The sequence below is a fragment of the Psychrobacter sp. M9-54-1 genome (assembly GCF_016613355.1).
GTDB lineage: Bacteria > Pseudomonadota > Gammaproteobacteria > Pseudomonadales > Moraxellaceae > Psychrobacter > Psychrobacter faecalis.
This window is the reverse complement of sequence record NZ_JADGFW010000013.1, coordinates 117245-136287: the sequence shown is the minus strand read 5'-3', so window position 1 is coordinate 136287 and position 19043 is coordinate 117245. Positions and strand designations below refer to the sequence as shown.

17 protein-coding genes are annotated in these 19043 nt (G+C 42.2%); 7 read left to right on the top strand and 10 right to left on the bottom strand.

Features of this window, described 5'->3' with window-relative positions; translation table 11 throughout:
• The first annotated feature begins 244 nt into the window (after window positions 1-244).
• Entirely contained in the window at window positions 245-883 is a 639-nt protein-coding gene (locus IQ457_RS06605; protein WP_200662543.1) for an NAD(P)H-binding protein, read from the top strand.
• Window positions 884-1031: 148 nt separating this feature from the next.
• On the opposite strand, the gene epmA is transcribed toward IQ457_RS06605, so the two are convergent.
• The 3 genes from epmA to IQ457_RS06590 form a co-directional block, all read right to left on the bottom strand.
• On the bottom strand, window positions 1032-2057 hold the full coding sequence (gene epmA / locus IQ457_RS06600; protein WP_200662542.1) for an EF-P lysine aminoacylase EpmA: 1026 nt from the start codon (window positions 2055-2057) through the stop codon (window positions 1032-1034).
• Window positions 2058-2144: 87 nt separating this feature from the next.
• Entirely contained in the window at window positions 2145-3257 is a 1113-nt protein-coding gene (locus IQ457_RS06595; RefSeq protein ID WP_200662586.1) for a 4-phosphoerythronate dehydrogenase, read from the bottom strand.
• A gap of 150 nt (window positions 3258-3407) precedes the next feature.
• Complete coding sequence (locus IQ457_RS06590) at window positions 3408-4562, bottom strand: AI-2E family transporter (protein WP_242465375.1); 1155 nt, start codon at window positions 4560-4562, stop codon at window positions 3408-3410.
• 1095 nt (window positions 4563-5657) lie between these two features.
• Here IQ457_RS06590 and IQ457_RS06585 point away from each other — a divergent pair.
• Both IQ457_RS06585 and IQ457_RS06580 read left to right on the top strand, forming a co-directional pair.
• Entirely contained in the window at window positions 5658-7361 is a 1704-nt protein-coding gene (locus IQ457_RS06585; RefSeq protein ID WP_200662541.1) for an NAD+ synthase, read from the top strand.
• Between the two features lie 298 nt (window positions 7362-7659).
• Window positions 7660-8937, top strand: a complete 1278-nt coding sequence (locus IQ457_RS06580) for a hemolysin family protein (protein ID WP_191691893.1) — start codon at window positions 7660-7662, stop codon at window positions 8935-8937.
• Between the two features lie 84 nt (window positions 8938-9021).
• Here the strand turns inward: IQ457_RS06580 and IQ457_RS06575 are convergent, their stop codons facing one another.
• Window positions 9022-9786: a YggS family pyridoxal phosphate-dependent enzyme gene (locus IQ457_RS06575; protein ID WP_200662540.1), complete on the bottom strand. Its 765-nt coding sequence runs from the start codon at window positions 9784-9786 to the stop codon at window positions 9022-9024.
• A 369-nt stretch (window positions 9787-10155) separates the two neighbouring features.
• On the opposite strand from IQ457_RS06575, the gene IQ457_RS06570 reads away from it, so the two are divergent.
• Together IQ457_RS06570 and IQ457_RS06565 are read left to right on the top strand one after the other, a co-directional pair.
• Window positions 10156-11211: a type IV pilus twitching motility protein PilT gene (locus IQ457_RS06570; protein WP_200662539.1), complete on the top strand. Its 1056-nt coding sequence runs from the start codon at window positions 10156-10158 to the stop codon at window positions 11209-11211.
• A gap of 167 nt (window positions 11212-11378) precedes the next feature.
• Window positions 11379-12500 carry a PilT/PilU family type 4a pilus ATPase gene (locus IQ457_RS06565; protein ID WP_200662538.1) on the top strand — a complete coding sequence of 374 codons (1122 nt, stop codon included), beginning with the start codon at window positions 11379-11381 and terminating at the stop codon, window positions 12498-12500.
• A gap of 135 nt (window positions 12501-12635) precedes the next feature.
• Here IQ457_RS06565 and fur read toward each other — a convergent pair whose 3' ends face one another.
• Window positions 12636-13070, bottom strand: a complete 435-nt coding sequence (gene fur, locus IQ457_RS06560) for a ferric iron uptake transcriptional regulator (protein WP_068406404.1) — start codon at window positions 13068-13070, stop codon at window positions 12636-12638.
• A 312-nt stretch (window positions 13071-13382) separates the two neighbouring features.
• On the opposite strand from fur, the gene IQ457_RS06555 reads away from it, so the two are divergent.
• Window positions 13383-13802, top strand: a complete 420-nt coding sequence (locus IQ457_RS06555; RefSeq protein ID WP_200662585.1) for an outer membrane protein assembly factor BamE — start codon at window positions 13383-13385, stop codon at window positions 13800-13802.
• A gap of 22 nt (window positions 13803-13824) precedes the next feature.
• On the opposite strand, the gene IQ457_RS06550 is transcribed toward IQ457_RS06555, so the two are convergent.
• The 4 genes from IQ457_RS06550 to IQ457_RS06535 form a co-directional block, all read right to left on the bottom strand.
• Window positions 13825-14202, bottom strand: coding sequence for an RnfH family protein (locus IQ457_RS06550; protein ID WP_200662537.1), 378 nt, complete (start codon window positions 14200-14202; stop codon window positions 13825-13827).
• Window positions 14202-15344, bottom strand: a complete 1143-nt coding sequence (locus IQ457_RS06545) for a hypothetical protein (RefSeq protein ID WP_200662536.1) — start codon at window positions 15342-15344, stop codon at window positions 14202-14204. Before IQ457_RS06545 ends, IQ457_RS06550 begins: the two co-directional genes overlap by 1 nt.
• Window positions 15345-15615: 271 nt before the next feature.
• Window positions 15616-16284, bottom strand: coding sequence for a c-type cytochrome (locus tag IQ457_RS06540; RefSeq protein ID WP_200662535.1), 669 nt, complete (start codon window positions 16282-16284; stop codon window positions 15616-15618).
• A 354-nt stretch (window positions 16285-16638) separates the two neighbouring features.
• Complete coding sequence (locus IQ457_RS06535) at window positions 16639-16974, bottom strand: c-type cytochrome (protein ID WP_200662534.1); 336 nt, start codon at window positions 16972-16974, stop codon at window positions 16639-16641.
• 396 nt (window positions 16975-17370) lie between these two features.
• Between IQ457_RS06535 and yihA the strand changes: the two genes are divergently transcribed.
• Complete coding sequence (yihA, locus tag IQ457_RS06530; RefSeq protein ID WP_242465374.1) at window positions 17371-18126, top strand: ribosome biogenesis GTP-binding protein YihA/YsxC; 756 nt, start codon at window positions 17371-17373, stop codon at window positions 18124-18126.
• 186 nt (window positions 18127-18312) lie between these two features.
• Here yihA and IQ457_RS06525 read toward each other — a convergent pair whose 3' ends face one another.
• Entirely contained in the window at window positions 18313-19023 is a 711-nt protein-coding gene (locus tag IQ457_RS06525; protein WP_200662533.1) for an HAD-IA family hydrolase, read from the bottom strand.
• Between the last annotated feature and the right edge of the window lie 20 nt (window positions 19024-19043).

Here is a 19043-nt window from a genome sequence, read left to right as displayed (position 1 = left end):
TAAAAAATAACGTTGATAACAGCCGCCTTGCAAACCCTATACACTCCATAACCAAATATCATGCAAACGGCACGCTTCATAACGAAGTGTGCTCGTCATTATTGTTAGGCTATATTCAGCTTTTAAAACAAAGTATTTTAAAAAAATAGTTTTTGAATAAACGGTTCTTGTATATCCAGTTTTAAATCATAAATTATTAAATAAAGATAACGCATATAAAATTCATATAACAATAGGAATGATAATGAAAATATTAGTAATTGGCGCTAGCGGTAGAGTGGGTACAGATTTGGTTAAACAGCTATTAGCGGACAACCATCAAGTAATTGGCACGACCCGTCAAGATGAAAAATTATTTAGTGATGACAATTATAGTCAGTTAGATTTAGATATTACTGCTGAGAGAGACGCCATTCAACAGCAAATTGAGCAAGATATCGATGCGGTTTATTTTGTTGCTGGTTCTGGTGGGAAAGATGTCTTAGAAGTCGACTTGCATGGTGCGGTCAAGACGATGCAAGCGGTTCAAGATAAAGGTATCAAACGTTATATCATGCTAAGCACGGTATTTTCTTTAGATACTAGCAAATGGAATCAGCCTGGTATTGCCGATTTAAAAGAATACTATATCTGTAAGCATTACGCCGATCAGTGGTTGGTTAAAAATAGCACGCTTGATTACACCATTGTGCAAGCAGGTGCGCTAAAAGAACGCGCTGGTACGGGTAAAATCATTATTAACGATGACAATGCGGGCGAAAACGCTGTCGAAGATGTGGCTACGACGTTAGCAGCGGTACTTAGTGCTGATAATACGATTAAAAAAGTCTTTAGTATGCATAATGGTGAGACTGCTATCGATGCAGCGCTGGCTAAACTTTAGTAAATAAAAGCTATAATAAATAATATGTAGCTTTGAAGCATTATTAAAAACACAGAAATAAAAAGGCGCATAAACTATCTGGTTTATGCGTCTTTTATTATGAATTATTTAAAAATTAACGGTTACGTTAAACGGTATTAAAAAACAACTAAGCTAGGCCACTTGGAAATGGAATGACGTCTTCTAAGCTGCTGGCACCTGTGATGACCATCAGCAACCTATCAATACCGACGGCGATACCGCTACAAGGTATCAAATCATCAGATGCTGCTAATAAATGCTCATCGATTGGCATTTGCGGCAGATTATGCCGCTTGCGCAATTGATTATCACGCTCAAAGCGCGCTCTTAACGCCTGCCCGTCTGCTAGCTCATCGTAAGCATTGGCAATCTCAATGCCATTAATATACAGCTCAAAGCGCTTGGCGACTGTATTACCATCTTTATCGATAGCTGTCTTTGCCAATGCTGCCGTCGCAGGCGGATATTCTATAATCAATGTCGGCAAATCGTGCCCCAAATTTGGCTCGACGGCATGACTAAACAATAAATCTAACCAACTTTGGCGAATATCTTCGTCACTATTGCTGGCACCATTTTCTGCACTATTAAAATCAAACCCTGTTAAACCTTTGTCTTCTGCCACCGCTTGTAGCGCGGCAAGACTCGCCGTTAACGGATGGATACCCACAAAATCCATAAAAGCATCGACGTAACGATAATGACTTAGCACCATCGGATAACCGTAAAGCGCCTCCAATAGCTCGCCCAATTCAGCGCCCATATCCTCTAGGCTATAGTTCGGCTGATACCACTCAAGCATAGTAAATTCAATATTGTGGCGCACGCCTATCTCGTTATCACGAAATACCGGACAAATCTGGTAAATGGGCATTTGCCAGCTGGCAAGTAGGCGCTTCATGGCAAACTCAGGCGACGTATGCAGATGATAGGTACAAGGTTTGTCTTGATACGTGACCTGCGCCGCTACCGACTGCAAAAAGGTATCGGTATTACCCGCTTGTGAGAGCAATGGCGTCTGTACCTCGAGCACCTGACGCGCGGCAAAAAACTGCCGAATAGCATTGATAAATTGCGCCCGCTTTTGTGCCATTGATAGCGTCATGGTTGGCGCATAACTGGGTTTAGAGGAAAGATTATTTGCTTGGGTCATTACTCTCTACTGTAGTTTTCGAATAAAAAATCAAATAATTAAAATAGGCTTTGAAATGGAGTTTTAATCTTTAAAGCTGGTTGTCTTTTAAAACTGCCATTCGCGGCGTAAATGATAATCTCGGCGCAATTGATCAAAATCTGCACCATGTATTTGTCCATCTGTTAATTTATCTCGCAGTGCCGCATCATCTGCCATGATGTCATAAAACTTCACCAATCTATCTGGATGCTCCTTTAGCTCAGACCATAAAAACATATTGAGCGGCAGTAATTGATGCATGGTTTGCCCAGGAGCCACTGTTAATTTTTCACAAAGCGCATCATAAATCATTTGCGTACCGCGTAGCTTACCTTCTAACGTGTAGCCAGCAATATGAGGAGTGGCAATCGCAAGTTTAGATAATAAATTTGCTGCTATCTCAGGCTCATGCTCAAATACATCGAGTACCACTTGGCGATCGGTACGGGCAATATCTGCCTGCAAATCATCGGCATTAATGACCGGCCCACGCGCGCTATTAATCAACAAAGTATCTGCTGGCATCGCAGCTAATGCTTCTTTATCAATTAAATGACGAGTTGGATAGTCGCTACCAGTAGGATTAGTGGCATGTTTTTTATCGGTCAACGGCACGTGCAAGCTAATCACATGACTTTGGCTCAATACTTGCTCAAGGCTGGCGTTATTTATGGTCGATGCAGGCAGTAGCGGATCGTAACCCAATACTTGCCAGCCTAAATCATGAGCGTACTCCACAAGAGTACTACCAATATTACCCAGTCCGATAATGCCCAAGGTCACGGGCGGCGTCGATTGCTGCCAATATTGTGGACGTAAATTTAAGATAGCGGTCAATACGTACTGCGCAACCGAATGCTTACTGCAGCCTGCGGCATTGGCAAAGGTAATATTGCGCGCTGCCAAATAGGTTTGATCGACATGGTCAGTACCAATCGTCGCCGAACCAACAAATTGAACGCTATTATTGTTTGCCAATAGCGGCTCGCTAACTGGCGTAACCGAGCGTATCAACAGTACGTCAGGCTGATACTCTGCGAGCAACTGGGCATTGATAGCGCGCCCAGCAACGCTAATAATATTTACTGGTCGTTTATTATGTTGCCCAAGCGTCGACGCATTAAAAAACTCATCAAGGCTAGCGATATTGCTATCAGCAATGATAGTTAGAGGACGCATATGTTCATTATTTGCAGCGCTCGCATGTGGCATTTTTAATTATCCCTATCTCTAAAGGTTTATTATCAATGATTGTTGGATTAGCAAGGTGTATTTTTTATAGGTTCATTTCATCTGTTTTTAAATTGCTGTTTAAATTAAGCACACGCCCTAATCCGTAGAAATAATATTTTCGTCTTCATTTTGTGCCTTAACTTTAGGTTGCAGCTGGGCGTCAGCGAGCATATCTTCGTGCTGCGCAAATAAATCATTCTTATGCTGCGATATCCACTCACGCCATACTGCAAGGCCGATTGCCAATACCACAGGACCGATAAACAAGCCGACAAAACCAAACGCCGTCAGACCACCCAACACCCCGATAAAAATAATAATAAAAGGAATTTTGGTCGCGCCGCTGATGACGATAGGACGAATAAGATTATCAACCCAGCTGATAACCAATATGCCCCAAAGCGCCAAGCCAATCCCTTCTACAGTATGACCTTGGCTTAATAACCAAATAGACACCCCGCCCCAAACAAATGGCGTACCAAAGGGAATTAAAGCGATAATAAAAGTAACAATGGTCAGTAGAATAGGACTTGGTGCACCAGCGAAATAATAACCAATACCAGCGAGCAAAGCCTGAGCCAATGCGGTCAAACCAATGCCATACACTACCGCGCGCGTGGTCGTACCGACCGAATCAATATAACCATCGATGCGATTACCAATGATATTGCGTAAGGCTTGGCGGATTTGACGTACCAAACTGGTGCCATCGCGATAAAAGAAAAACAGCGTCATCAGTGCCATCCCCATTTTGGCAAGACCACTGAAAACGACATCGAACGCGACTTTGCCATAATATAGATGCGACTGCACCCACAGGCGAAAAGCCTCTAGCGTGCCTTCTGGGTTTTTATTAATTCTCCACAACACATCTTTAACTTGCTGTCCGATGACGGGTAAGTCCTTGATAGAGTCTGGCACATCCAAATAGCCAACCTTGATGCGATAAATTAAGTTGCTAATCAGGCTTAAGGCTTCTTGCTGCAAGATAAAGACACCAGCAACGAGCGGCAGACCTATCATCAATGTGATGCTGACCGTCATAATGGCGGCGCTAAAGTTTGAGCTAAAGCGAACGCGCTGATGAAAAAAATTATAAATAGGAAAGGTGACGTACGCCAAAATCGCTGCCCACAGTGCCGGTACAATAAAAAACTGTACGACTTGAAAACACAATACAATCAGCACCACCAGCAGAGTAATAGCCAATAAGCGCTGAATAATAAATTCTTTTGTCCAGTTTTCGATCATAGCGTATAAACCAAGAGCGGGCAGCAGGCAGTCAATTTGGCGCTGCTGTAACGTTTATAAATAGGTGGATAAAAATCACAGACCGCGTCCATCATTTATATTCCTTAGCGAGTGTGTTGCGTTATAAATTTTACGTTGTAAGCTTTGCGAGATATTCGCTTCATGAATTAGGCGAAATCATTGCGAAAAATAAGTCTAATAATAGCGCTACCGTACCATAGCGCGCTTTTATAAACATGTTATTTGGTTATAAAAAATAGGGTGGTGTGTCAAAAAGTATGCTGATTAAAACTTGAACAGTTTTTGAAGCCTTGAAAGCCCTATAGAATCAGAGAACTGAGCATAGATTTCTTATTGACTTCTATCGCCAGCATACTTTTTAGAACACCACCAAAAATAGTATTAATCTAAAAAATAATTGTGATTCATTAAATCGCTCTTAACTTGCCATTTCTCTATATTTAGAAGAGCAAGGCCAAACATAATAACGGCTTATTATGCCTCAAAGCCCGCTAAATAAATAAGGCTATGTTGTAATCTTTACTTACAATTACCTGTACGCTATCGGCACCAATATTATTAAGTATTAATAGGTACTTTCAAAAATACCTTATTAGAATCATTGCTTTAAAACAATAGTTATTTATTTGCTTTTTAATGACTTCTACGCTGACAACTTGCGCGCTAAATCACTGTGCAGTTCTATTTGTGCAGACAATTGATGTTATACTAAAGGGATTAATTTGCACATTTAAACGCTGTTAAGCAGGTTTGCTATTATTGGTTTATAGCAAAATCAGCCCTAGCGTTTTTAACACTATTTCTGAAAACCTTTATTGATTGCCCTATTCTAAGCGGTTTTAAGCACTACCATTTAGAGCAGCGCCGCATATTTTAGTAATACCGATATTCATTGTATTAATGGCTATCCAAGTGCCGCGCTCAGCATAGGCTCACGATTGATGAGCCTTGATATGGGGGCATAAGTGCATACTTATATTTTGCGTTACTTTTATAACCTATTTTGCTTTGGTTTTATTTAAAACCCAGCTAGATTCAATACATTTACACAACCTATTGATAGGAACAATAACAATGTCAAAAGACACCACCAAAGATACTGATAATCCCAACCTTAATTCGTCAAATGAGGCCAATACAGGCTCTAAATCGCAAGATAGCGTTACTTTTGCGTTAGCGCAATCGCATTTTTTGGTCGGCGATATCACCGCCAATGCTGAAAAAATGCGCGCCCTTGCCCTACAAGCCCGCGAGCAAGGCGCTGATGTCATCATTTTCCCAGAGCTTGCTTTATTAGGCTATCCTCCGCAAGATTTGCTGCTACGTCCCAGCCTATCCGGCCGTGTCAAAAGCGCGCTATCTAGCTTGAGTGATATCGATGATATCGTGATGATTGTGGGCTATCCGCATGTCGATCATCATGGCACCTTTAACTCGGCGGCGATTTTGCATAACGGTCATCAAAAAGGCTTTTATCATAAGCAAATCTTACCAAATTATGGCGTATTTGATGAGCGCCGTTATTTTGATAAAGGTCGCAATCAAGTCTTATTTGACTATAAAGGCATCACCATTGGTCTACTTATCTGCGAAGATTTGTGGGAAAAAGGTCCGATTGCCGAGCTTAAAAAACAAGGCGCTGACCTGATTGTGAGCTTAAACGCCTCACCGTTTGAGATTGAAAAACAAGACAACCGTAAAACCATGCTCGCCAAACGTAGCCGCGAAAATAATCTGCCAATTATTTATCTTAATGCCGTTGGCGGGCAGGATGATTTGGTATTTGACGGCGGCTCTATGGCCATCCAATCTGATGGCAGCGTTGCTCATGAAGCGTCGCGCTTTATGAATCAGCTTATGCTGACGACGTTTAACGTAAAAACCGCAAAATTCGATATGCAAACAAAAGCGCCATTGTCATTAAGCCGCGAGTCAGAGATGTATCAAGCGCTGGTCGTCGGTTTGCGTGATTATGTCAATCTTTCGGGTTTTACTGGTATTATCGTTGGCTTGTCGGGCGGTATTGATTCTGCGTTAACCTTGTGTATCGCTGTCGATGCGCTGGGCGCTGATAAAGTTTATGCGGTAATGATGCCGTACGAATATACTTCTCAAATCAGTTTAGAGGACGCGCAAGCGCAAGCGCGCCGCTTAAACGTTTCTTATACGGTTTGCCCGATTTTTGATGCTGTTGAAGGTATCCGCCATACCTTGGCGCCGTTATTTAACAAATCGCCTGCTGATACCACCGAAGAAAATATCCAAGCGCGCGCTCGCGGCGTGGTACTAATGGCCTTGTCTAATAAATTTGGGCATTTAGTCATCACTACGGGTAATAAATCAGAGCTAGCAGTTGGTTATTCAACGTTATACGGTGATATGGCAGGTGGTTTTGACGTACTAAAAGACGTTTATAAAACGCAAGTTTATAAGCTTGCCAGCTACCGCAACCGTTTAGAGGACACGCCAGTTATTCCTGAGCGCGTGATTATACGTCCGCCATCGGCTGAGCTACGTCCTGATCAAGAAGACCAAGACAGCTTGCCAGACTATGACGTGCTAGATGGTATTTTGATGTCATATATCGACGAAGATATGGGCTATCAAGATATTGTCGATAAAGGATTTGATGCCGATTTAGTCGCTAAGGTGATTAAAATGGTTGATAATAGCGAATTCAAACGTGCTCAAGCGCCGATTGGGACTAAAATCAGCCATAAAGCCTTTGGCCGTGAGCGCCGTTTTCCTTTAGTCAATAAATGGTCGATAAAAGGCTAAGCGTCAACGACTAAAGTTGCTATTTCAACCTTTTAGATGTCTCTGTAGTCTGAATATACTACCCTTTAGATAAAGGCTAAAAGGTTGAATAACTTTACGTTTCTATATAATTTGATATAATATAATTAGAATGTTTTATAATAAGCTGGGTACTTACCCAGCTTTTTTAGTTTTTATTGATAAATTTTTCTTCATATAAAACTCTTTGAATAAATAATTAAACCCAGTTCTCTACTTTTCTTTATTTCAACTATTACTTTCAATTTAACTACCCTACCTATCGTTATCCGAGTCCGTCATGAGTTTGCTAACCGCTAGTATCTTTCTTTTATTATTACTGGCTTTAAGTGCCTTTGTTTCTGGGGCAGAAATTGCTATCGCTGCTGGTCGCAAGATTAAGCTGCAAATCATGGCAAAAGAAGGCGAAGTCCGCGCCCTTGATGTGCTGCATATGCAAGAGAATCCTGGTGGATTTATTACGGTAGTGCAAGTCGTGCTTAATGCCGTCGCCATTTCAGCAGGTGCGGTTGGTGAGTCGGCGATTAGCCCGTATTTACAGCTGTTGGTTAAGAATGAAGCGGTGTCATCGGTTATCTCATTTGTCGTGATTACCAGCTTATTTTCCCTACTTGCCGATTTGATGCCCAGACGTTTGGCGATGTCTAATGCAGAAGTTTTTGCGGTGCGGCTGGTACGCCCTATGATGGCGCTGACATTTATTTTTAAGCCCGTTATTTGGATCTTTGATGGCGCAGCAAACCTCATTTTTGAGTTTTTTGGTATCTCAACCACACGCCAAGATGATATGACGCCAGAAGACATATATGCGGTGATGGACGCGGGCGCGGAAGCTGGGGTAATCAAAAAACAAGAACATCATCTGATTGAAAATATCTTTGAGATGCAAGAGCGTACCGTCACCTCAGTCATGAATCCGCGTGAGCATATCGTCTATTTTGATAGCAAAACCAGCACCGAAGAAGTGGTTGAGGTAATGATTGCCCAGCCACATAATAAGTTTTTGGTCTGTGAGGAAGATGATTTAGAGCAGATTATCGGCTATGTAGAGTCGCGCAGCTTTCTAGCTCTGGTGCTCAATCAGCAAGAAGTTAGCCTAACCGATAAAGCGCTATTAAAACCGGCATTATTTGTACCTGATACCTTGTCTTTGTTTGAAGTCTTAGAGATGTTTAAATCGACCGGCGCCGACTTTGCCGTTATCGTCAATGAATATGGCTTGGTGGTTGGTGTCATTACCCTGCGTGATGTAATGAGTATTGTCATGGGAGAGCTGGTCACAGTTGAGGAGCAGCCTATCGTGCAACGTACCGATAATTCTTGGCTTATCGATGGCATGACACCTATTGAAGATGTGGTTCGCGCGCTCGATATCGTTAATTTACCGCGCAGTCAAAACTATGAAACCATTAGCGGCTTTATGATGTATATGCTGCGCAAAATCCCTAAAAAAACCGATACCATCGAATACGCCAATTATCGTTTTGAGATTATTGCGACTGATAACCTAAAAATCACCCAGCTACTCGTCACTAAGCTTGAAGAAGCGGTTAAGTAAAAAGAGCGGTTCAAATTTAATATCTTATAACTTGATTTAGTATTCACTTAATGGTTTAACAGTCAATTAATGACAAGCTCAAAATCAGCCACGCACACCAAATATCGCCGAGCCGACGCGTACCATGGTCGAGCCATGGGCAATCGCGGCGCTCATATCATCACTCATGCCCATACTCAGCGTATCCCACTGCTTTAATTCTGGATGTTCACGCTTGATACTATCAAATAACTGCTTGATGCGAACAAAAGCATCAGTATTGGCTTTTGCGGGAATAATCATCAGCCCGCGCAATTGCAAGCGCTCGTAATCTTTAATCGCGCTTATCAAGTTTGACAGCTCAGCTGGCAAACATCCTGACTTACTGTCCTCGTTATCAATATTGACTTGTATCAACACATTAAGCGCTGGCAGCTCGGCTGGGCGTTGTTCGTTTAAACGTTTGGCGATAATCTCACGCTCAAGCGTTTGCACCCAATCAAAATGCTCAGCAATATCGCGGGTTTTATTACGCTGAATACTGCCAATATAATGCCAAACGATGTGTTCACAGTCTGCCTGTTGTCGTAAAGCTTGTATTTTCTCAATAGCCTCTTGCAAGTAGTTTTCACCGAAATCTTGTTGGCCTTGACGCGCTAACGTCGCAATCATCTCAGCAGGTTTGGTTTTAGACACTGCTAATAAAGTGATCTCGTCTTTCTGCCTTTGCGCCTGTACAGACGCTTGCGCCACCTGCTCGCTTACTTGCTGCCAATTTGCAATCAATTCTGCCGCCTCAAAATCATCTTCATTGTTTTTTTTATCAGCTAAACTCGTAGCGTTAGTTTGTGGTGTAGAGGTAGTGTTCATAAAAAACTCACAGAAATATTAGGTGATTATTTTATTAATTATAAATAGAAGGAGCTATGAAATTAAGCAGTTAAAATTTTGATAAAAAACAGACATAAACTTATATTAACAAAACAAAGTATATTTGAATTATTTTTACATTTTATTCATATAGTAGATGGTTAAATAGCAGCAGGCTTGTTATTATATTGTTACATAGTCTAACTCATGCTACTGAAAAATATAACAATAGTAACAGCGAAGACTACAACTCTTTTAAATAAGCTAAGTTAAATAATGGTATAGAATCGTAAAGTATCATAATTTCTACGCGTTTCTTTGTTCATTCTTATTTGGCTCATTTTTGTCTATCAATAGGGATATTTCACTATGGCTGAAAAGCATCATTTAAACATCGAAGACTTATTGCGCTTTACCGTTAAGCACAAAGCGTCGGATTTACATATTTCAGCCGGTATGCCAGCGATGATTCGTGTCGATGGTGAGATGACCCGTATTAATATGCCTGAAATGACGCATCAAGTGGTGCATCAGCTTATTTATGACATCATGAATGATAAGCAACGCGCTGACTTTGAAGAGTTTTTTGAGACCGACTTCTCTTTTGAGATTCCAAATCTAGCACGTTTTCGTGTCAACGCCTTTAATCAAAACCGCGGCGCTGGCGCTGTTTTTCGGACCATTCCTTCTAAAGTTCTTACTATGGAAGACTTAGGTATGGGTGACGTCTTTAAACGAGTATCTGACTTTAAACGCGGTGTGGTACTGGTCACAGGTCCAACGGGTTCAGGGAAATCTACCACGCTTGCTGCCATGATCGATTATATCAATGAAACCCGTAAAGAGCATATTTTAACCATTGAAGACCCGATTGAATTTGTCCACGAGTCTAAAAAGAGCTTGATTAACCAACGCGAAGTCCACCGCGATACCTTAGGTTTCGAGCCAGCATTGCGCTCTGCCCTACGTGAAGATCCAGACGTTATCCTGGTTGGTGAGTTACGTGACCTTGAGACCATTCGCTTGGCATTGACCGCCGCTGAAACAGGGCATTTGGTCTTTGGCACCTTGCACACCAGCTCAGCCGCAAAAACCATTGACCGCGTGATTGACGTCTTCCCTGCAGCCGAAAAAGATATGATTCGAGCGATGCTTTCAGAATCGCTACAAGCGGTCATCTCACAAACGCTACTACGTCGGCAAACCGGCGGACGTATTGCTGCCCATGAAATCATGCTAGGCACGCCTGCGATTCGTAACTTAATACGTGAGAATAAAATCGCGCAGATGTATTCTGCTATTCAAACTGGTGCAGGTGAAGGCATGATTACCCTTGATCAAACGCTTAAAAACTTGGTTTCAAAAGGCACAATCAGTAAAGATGTCGCTCGCCCTTATGCTAAGCAGCCTGAAGCCTTTATTTAGTATGGGTTTACATAGTATTAAAAGTTTTAACATAAATTTTTGTTAAAGTTATAGGTAAACGATCAAAAACTTTTACTCAGCTTTAGTTATTTTTAACGGTTATTATTGCCCGCTTTAAAAGTTTATTGCAGCAGTTTTAAACTATATATTCCAAATGTAGGTACGTTATGGACATTGATAAGCTTTTACAATTAATGATTAATAAAAACGGCTCTGACCTTTTTATTACTGCTGATGTCGCGCCGTCCATGAAAATCAATGGCAAAATCTTGCCGGTGGGTAAAACGCCGTTAACCGCTGAGCAAACCATGAGATTGGTCAAAGGGGTGATGACCCCAAGCCAGCAAAAAGAATTTGACGAAACCAACGAGTGTCAATTTGCGATTTCAGATCAGGCACAGCAAGCGCGCTTTCGGGTAAGTGCCTTTATTCAGCGCGACATGGCAGGGATGATTTTACGGAAAATCGAAAACAAAATCCCCACCGTTGAAGAGCTGCGCCTGCCGCCAGCGCTAAAAGAGCTGGCCATGAAAAAGCGCGGTATTATCTTACTCGTTGGCGCGACAGGTACGGGTAAATCAACCACGCTTGCGGCGATGATTGGACATCGTAACCAGAATTCACACGGTCATATTATTACTATCGAAGATCCGATTGAGTTTGTACATAAGCACCGCGGTTGTATCATTACCCAGCGCGAAGTCGGTATCGACACCCATTCTTTTGAAGCGGGTCTCAAAAACACCTTGCGCCAAGCGCCTGATGTAATTTTGATTGGTGAGATTCGTAACCGCGAAGTCATGAGCTACGCGATTCAATACGCTGAAACGGGGCATTTGGTCTTTGCAACTTTACACGCCAATAACGCCAACCAAGCGATTGACCGTATCATTCACTTTTTTGAAACCAGTCGCCATAATCAGTTGTTTATGGATTTATCATTAAACTTGCAAGCTATTATCGCTCAGCAATTGATTCCAACGCCTGATGGTAAAGGACGCCGCGCCGCTATTGAGATTTTATTAAACTCACAGCTGATCAGCGACTACATCCGTAAAGGCGAGGTGCACGAAATCAAAGATGTGATGACGCGCTCACGTGATAGCGGCATGCAAACCTTTGACCAAGCGCTGTTTGATTTATATGAAAATGGTGAAATCACTTATAAAGAAGCCATTCTGCACGCCGACTCCCCTAACGATTTACGCTTAAAGATTAAGTTAAGTGGTAAAAATGGCAACGTCAACTTAGATGAAGGCGCCGATAGTTTATCGTTAGATATTACTTAAACCAGCTCAATTTGGTTAAATTTGCCCATAAAAAAGCCCTTATCAAATGTGAGGGCTTTTTTTGGCGTTTAAGTTAATACTTGGACAGTAATAGACTATAAATTATCAATATCAGATAATCAATTTCTAAAACGCTTACTTAGCGTTGTCTCTACAAGCTTGATTATCACAAATACCGTACAGCACCAAAGAATGACCAGATAGCTTAAAGCCATGCTCTGCCGCTACTTTGGTCTGCTCTTCTTCAATGGTTTTGTTATGGAACTCGACGATTTTGCCGCAGACATCACAAACCAAATGGTCATGATGCTCTTCTTGAGTAATCTCAAACACTGAGAGATTGTTTTCAAAGTTGTGGCGCTCAACGATACCCGCTTGCTCAAACTGGGTTAATACGCGATAAACGGTTGCCAGCCCCACATCTTCGCCTTGATCAATCAGTGCTTTATATACCTCTTCAGCACTCATATGATGCAGCTCTGCACTCTCAAGCAGCTCTAAAATTTTGATACGTGGTAACGTTACTTTTAAACCCGCTTTACGTAAATCTTGATTGGTAAAAGAAGCCATAATATCCCTTCTGACTATGAAAGTCTTAGCAAATGAATTCAAAAAACAGGAGTTAAATAAACATCAATAGTTAGTAATAAGTGCTGATAAAATACAAAAACCATAAAAAATGAGCGATTATGAAGAGCATTTTTTGCAAAAAATCGCTGCCAAGTGTTTGAATTTAAAATATAAATAATAAAAGCGGTAAGGTAGCGCTTGGTAAATAATGTCGTAAGTGGTAGGCAATTGCAAGTAAATGACGTATCATTTGTGCAAGATTGCCTGCAAGACCCCCATTATCGGTTTTTAGCAGCGCCTAACCCATTTTTTATGAGTCATTTTACCATGATAAAGACCTTTAATTTTCGTTCGTTAAGCTCTACAAACGCCTTACGCAAGATTACCATGACGACTATGCTCAGTGCCACTGTGGCTATGTCTGGCTGCTCATTACTGAGTGTCTATAAAATTGACTTGCCCCAAGGCACTGCCATTACCCAAGCGCAAGCGCAAAAAGTGCAAGTAGGTATGAATCAAAATCAGGTGCTTTATATTCTTGGTAGCCCAGCAATCAGAGACACGCTCGCGCCAAAACGCTGGGACTACATTTACGACTATAAAGCCGGAACAGAAGGTCGCCGTAAAGGTATCGCCGATGTCAAAAATGCCAGCCAGCATTTGATTGTTTATTTCGACGATAACGGTATAGTGACCCGCATTGAAGGTATCGATAGCCTGCCTGCATCATAAGTCTGATAGAAATTTCTAAAAACTAACCGCGAGATTTATTTTTGCGCTGAGACATGGGATCAGCGCTTAAGCTGCGATATACCTCTACCCGATCAGACGGCTGCAATATATAATTGAGCGGCTGCTTTTGCGCATATACTCCCACATGCCAACGCTTAGCCGTTGGCGTTGTCGTATTGGCAACCTGTTCACACCAGCTTGCTAGCTCTTCAAACTGTTTTAGCCAACCTGCCTGAGCTAATGCCTCATACAAAGTTGCGCCCCGCCTAACTTGGATAGAGCGATAATGCTGGCGTGCTGCCTCTTCTGCATACGCCAGATATACTGTTATCAAATCAGTCTGAGCTGGGTTAACGTTAACCTCATCTTTATCAGCTGCACTATGATTAGCAGCGGTCATTAGCTTAACCACTGCATCACCCAACCGATTAACGCTAATAGTAACGCTAGCGGCACAATAAGGCGTATCGCCACCCGCCACAAGTTATAAAAAGCTTCATTGCCAAAGTTTAAAGACTTACGTAAATGGCTGATTTTCATCTGCCAACCAGCAAAAACCGACAATAACAGCACGGCGATACTACTGATAATCACCAAAATGCCGACGAGCCAATTGGTCGGTATGGCGACGACTAACAATAGCGCTAGCACAAACGTTAATACCACGCTGACTAGCAAACCAAATCTGTGCGCCAATTGCTGCGTACTATAATGGAGCAAATAGCTGACCACAAACAGCACCCCGACCCAATAAAGTAACTGCCCAATCGGTGGTAGCGCCATGCCGCTGATAAATAAAGCGACCACGCCAACCACTAGCTGTAATATCCAAATTGGTAACACCAGCTTGGTTGCTCGATATACTTGTGCGACATTATTATGAGAGGTTTTTTGCGCATTGTGATTATCAGTCCCTACCGCCGTGACCGTTTGCTTGCTAATTAAGTTTTGACCAAACCAGTATAAACCTGTACCCGCACCGACGCTCACTAACGCCAAAGCCACTGCTCGTGCCCATTCACTTAAGCTGACATCGGTCATAGCAAAAGCGATATTTGGCAAGCCGTTGGCAACACCCAATAACAGACCAACCAGCATTAAACCCAAGCCAATTGGTAACGGCGCCACGCCGAGTAAGCTTAATAAGACGGCAATGACCATTAATCCTGCCGCAATAGCAAAGCTTGGCACATTAGGTGCGCTATTGAGCTCCGCCAAAGCGGCTAAAATACCTTGGCTTGCCCCTGATATGACAAGCGCAGCAATCAGTATAGAAACCAATGCTGCGAGCCAGCCAAAACTGCGCCATAGAGTGCTGGCATCCGCTTCGCGCGTAAGCTTTTGCATACCTGCCAACGGTGCTTCAGCGCTACGATAGGCCAAAGCAATTTCCGCATAAACGACGGGCAGAGAGACCAGTACCATCGCCACAAGCCATAGCAACCAAAAATCAATCTCGCCTATGGATGCGGGTGCAAACCAGCGAAATAATAATAACGGTAGCAGCGCGGCGATAAAGTAAGAAGCATAGCGAATCATCATAATCTAAATCCAAGCGATTCAAAGTGAATAATAGTTAAGGCTATAAAGTACTGATAAACATCTATATTTTCTATGATAGCGTCATATAACAGCCGCTTAATTCTTATAAGGGTTAGCAAAGCTTACGCAAATTATATAAGGACTAATAGTTATAAAAAAACCCCGAAATCGGGGTTTAAGAGCTAAATCATAACGGCGGCAGCAAATTGCTTCACTTATTATATAATCTCACTAAGCTCGTCAAGGTGCGAGCCGCTATATAGGTAGCAGATTAGTGAATCGCGCTCACATAGTCTGACAAGATACGAATATCACGATCAGATAGTTTGGCAGCAACCATCTGCATCATACCCATCTCGCCTTCTTTTTCTGCATCGTTAACACGTTTTTGCTCATCGCTATCGATATCATCAACGCGTCCGGCAGCACGGAAAAGCTTTAGCTGAGTGGCAATATATTCAGCATGCTGTCCGCCTAAACGCGGAAATGCAGCCCAAACGTTACCCGCAGCATCTGGACCATGACAGCCTGCACAACCGATAACACCACGGGATTTGTCACCACCTAAAAACAGCTTAGTTGCTTCTTGCGTGGTCGCAGGATTACCGAATGCAACACCCCAAGGTTTTTGGCTGGCATAATAGCCTGAAACGTTGGCCAAATCTTGCTGAGACAAATTGGCAACTTGTGATTGCATGATACCGTTTTTACGGTAGCCTGATTTAAAATCGACCAATTGCTTATATAAGTACTTCACGTTTTGACCGCCAAGATTTGGCTGTGCTGGCACAGGACTGACACCATCAACACCATGACAAGCCGCACAAACGGTTTCTGCAATTTGCTTACCTGCATTGACGTCATGTTCAGGAACAATAATAGCAGCTTGTACGCTGAAACTTGCAACACATAAGCTGGCGGCAGCGATTAACTTTTTCATTGATACAAATCCTACTAACTCGACGTAAGCATTATTTAGAGTGATTGCATTATCAAAAGCCGCACCCACTACAAACATAGCATCTAATCAGCTACGCTATGTATTATGCGGTCTTTATCACAAGCAGCCCGAAAGTACTTACTAATATCAGGGTTTATTTTGGATTATTATAGCAAGACTTTTTACTATTTGCCTACTTAATCGTAGCATTGGTTATTTTTTCTGGCGGTTCGACATTTATTCGCTTAATAAAAAAACAAAAAGCGCAATAGGTTTACTCACCCTGCGCCTCGTATCATTTATCATTACATTTATTTAGCCGTACAACACTACTTACTACTTATTAGCCAATTACTACTTGCTCATATACTCGATAAGCTTGCGATAATCGTCATCACTACAGTTTTGGCACAAGCCACCCGCTGGCATTTGAATCATGCCATTTTTGACAGACTTAACCAGCGCTGGCATACCTTTTTGTTTGATAAGCTGTTGCCATTTGGCACTATCGCCTTTTTTAATCGCATTAAGGGCGCCACTATCGTGACAGGCCGCACATGAGTTATTATAGGACGTGGCAATGTCAGCAGCGCCCGCACTACTTATCGTCGCCGTGCCAATGATTAGGGCTGCACCGCTGGCGACTAGAAGACGATAGCTTTTGGCAAAAATGTCGGTGATTGAAAACATAAGACACCTCATATCTTTTTTATGCGCTTAATCCATGATTTTATTAAGCGTTTATCGTGCAATGGTCATTCACTTTATCTGACTAAAGATTGTAACAATATATGTCATATTAATATATATAAATATGGTTTAGCTTTGTTAACGATGTTTATTGGAATAAAAGTCAGGGTTCAGACGCGTTTTTATTTACGGTTATGTTGTGATTATTATGAGGGTAATTGCCGTTATTTCAATAACTAAGCGCTATAATAGTATAGAATAGGCGTTATCCTAAAAGGCTCATGTTATTAACGGCCTACTTTTGCCGCTCACCTATTTTTGGCTTTGCTTACTGCCCTATTTTATTCACAAACTTTTCACTACTGTATCTAATTTTTTAAGGTTAATGAGTCATTTATGAGTACCCCGTTTAAAGATGTCGCCGCCGAACATGCGGATTTTAATACCAAAGCCCGTCAGCGCATTCAGCAAACTGAATTTATGACGTCCGCGCCGACTTTTCGTCTTTGTCCGCCCGATGTTGGGCTCGAAGTAGCGTTTGCTGGTCGCTCGAACGCGGGAAAATCGTCCGCTATCAACGCCCTAACCAATCAGCGCCAACTGGCACGTTCGTCTAAAACGCCTGGGCGTACGCAGATGATTAACTTTTTTAGTATCGGCGATACCGATACGCGTTTGGTTGATTTGCCGGGTTATGGTTACGCGGCGGTGCCACTTGAGATGAAAAAAGAATGGCAAGTTGAGCTGGAAGAATATCTGGTATCGCGCTCAAGCCTGGCAGGTTTGGTACTGATGACCGATATCCGTCATCCGCTTAAATTCTTTGATGAGCAAATGCTGCATTGGGCAAAAGATGGCGAGCTGCCGGTGCATATCTTACTGACTAAAGCCGATAAGCTTAAATATGGCGCATCTAAAACTGCCCTGCTTAATACCCGTAAAAGACTTAAGCAGTTGGGTTTAGACTGCACGATACAGTTGTTTTCCGCATTAAGAAAAGAAGGTCTTGATGAGCTGGCAGGCGTCATGGGTAATTGGTATCAATATCAGACCAAGGAGGATAAAAATGCTGAAGCGTCTGTTATTGAAAACCAAGAAAATAGAATAGAAACTAGCGACCAAAGCGCTGATAAGCAAAAACGTACTGAATAAATTATCGTATTTGATGATTTAGAGGCTTATTTAAAGGCTAACCTGATTTAAAGACCGCCGCTTTTGCAAACGCTAAGCAGAAATTAAGAAGGGTTTATCATTTATAACGATAAACCCTTCTTTTATGGGTATTTTTTGAAAAATCTATTTGTTAAGATTAAATGAGGTTTTGGTTAAGCACTTAATTTATGCACATAACAATGCCACTAATTCTTGCGGCGTGTCCACTTGATAAGTTGGCTGCTCGGCAGCAAGCTCGCTGCTTGACGCTGTGCCATAATTGACCGCAATACTGGTCATGCCCAAACGATTGGCCATTTGTATATCGTAGATACTGTCACCGATAAATACTGCCTGCGAGATTGGCTGCTTGGTGTAATCTAAAATATCGCGCAGCATTTGCGGATCAGGTTTAGAGCCGGATTCATCAGCACAGCGCGTGATGGTAAAATAGTGATGGCTAGCAGAAGCCTCTAATACTCGATCTAACCCCTTTCTTTTTTTGCCGGTAGCGACCGCAAGCTGTTTATCTTGCTGCTTTAACGTCAGGAGCATTTCGTCTATCGGCATAAAAAACGGCGTACGATGGCTGTTCGGAATATAATAATCCGCATAGCTTTGCTGAATGGCAAGCTTTTGCGTATCGCTTGCTTGCGGATATAAAATCTCAATGCCGTGCATTAAGCTCAGCCCAATAATGTCTTTGACGGCCTGATCGGTAGTCGTAAAGCCATGCGCCTCGCCTGCTACATGCATCGACTCAACGATTAGGCCAATCGAATCCATCAAGGTACCATCCCAATCAAAAATAATCAGCGTTTTATCAGCTAAATGATGCTCAGCTGCTAATTCAGAAGTATTGGTTGGCGCTGTTTTGTTAGCGCTAGATGCTGTCATGGACTAACCCTTTACAAATA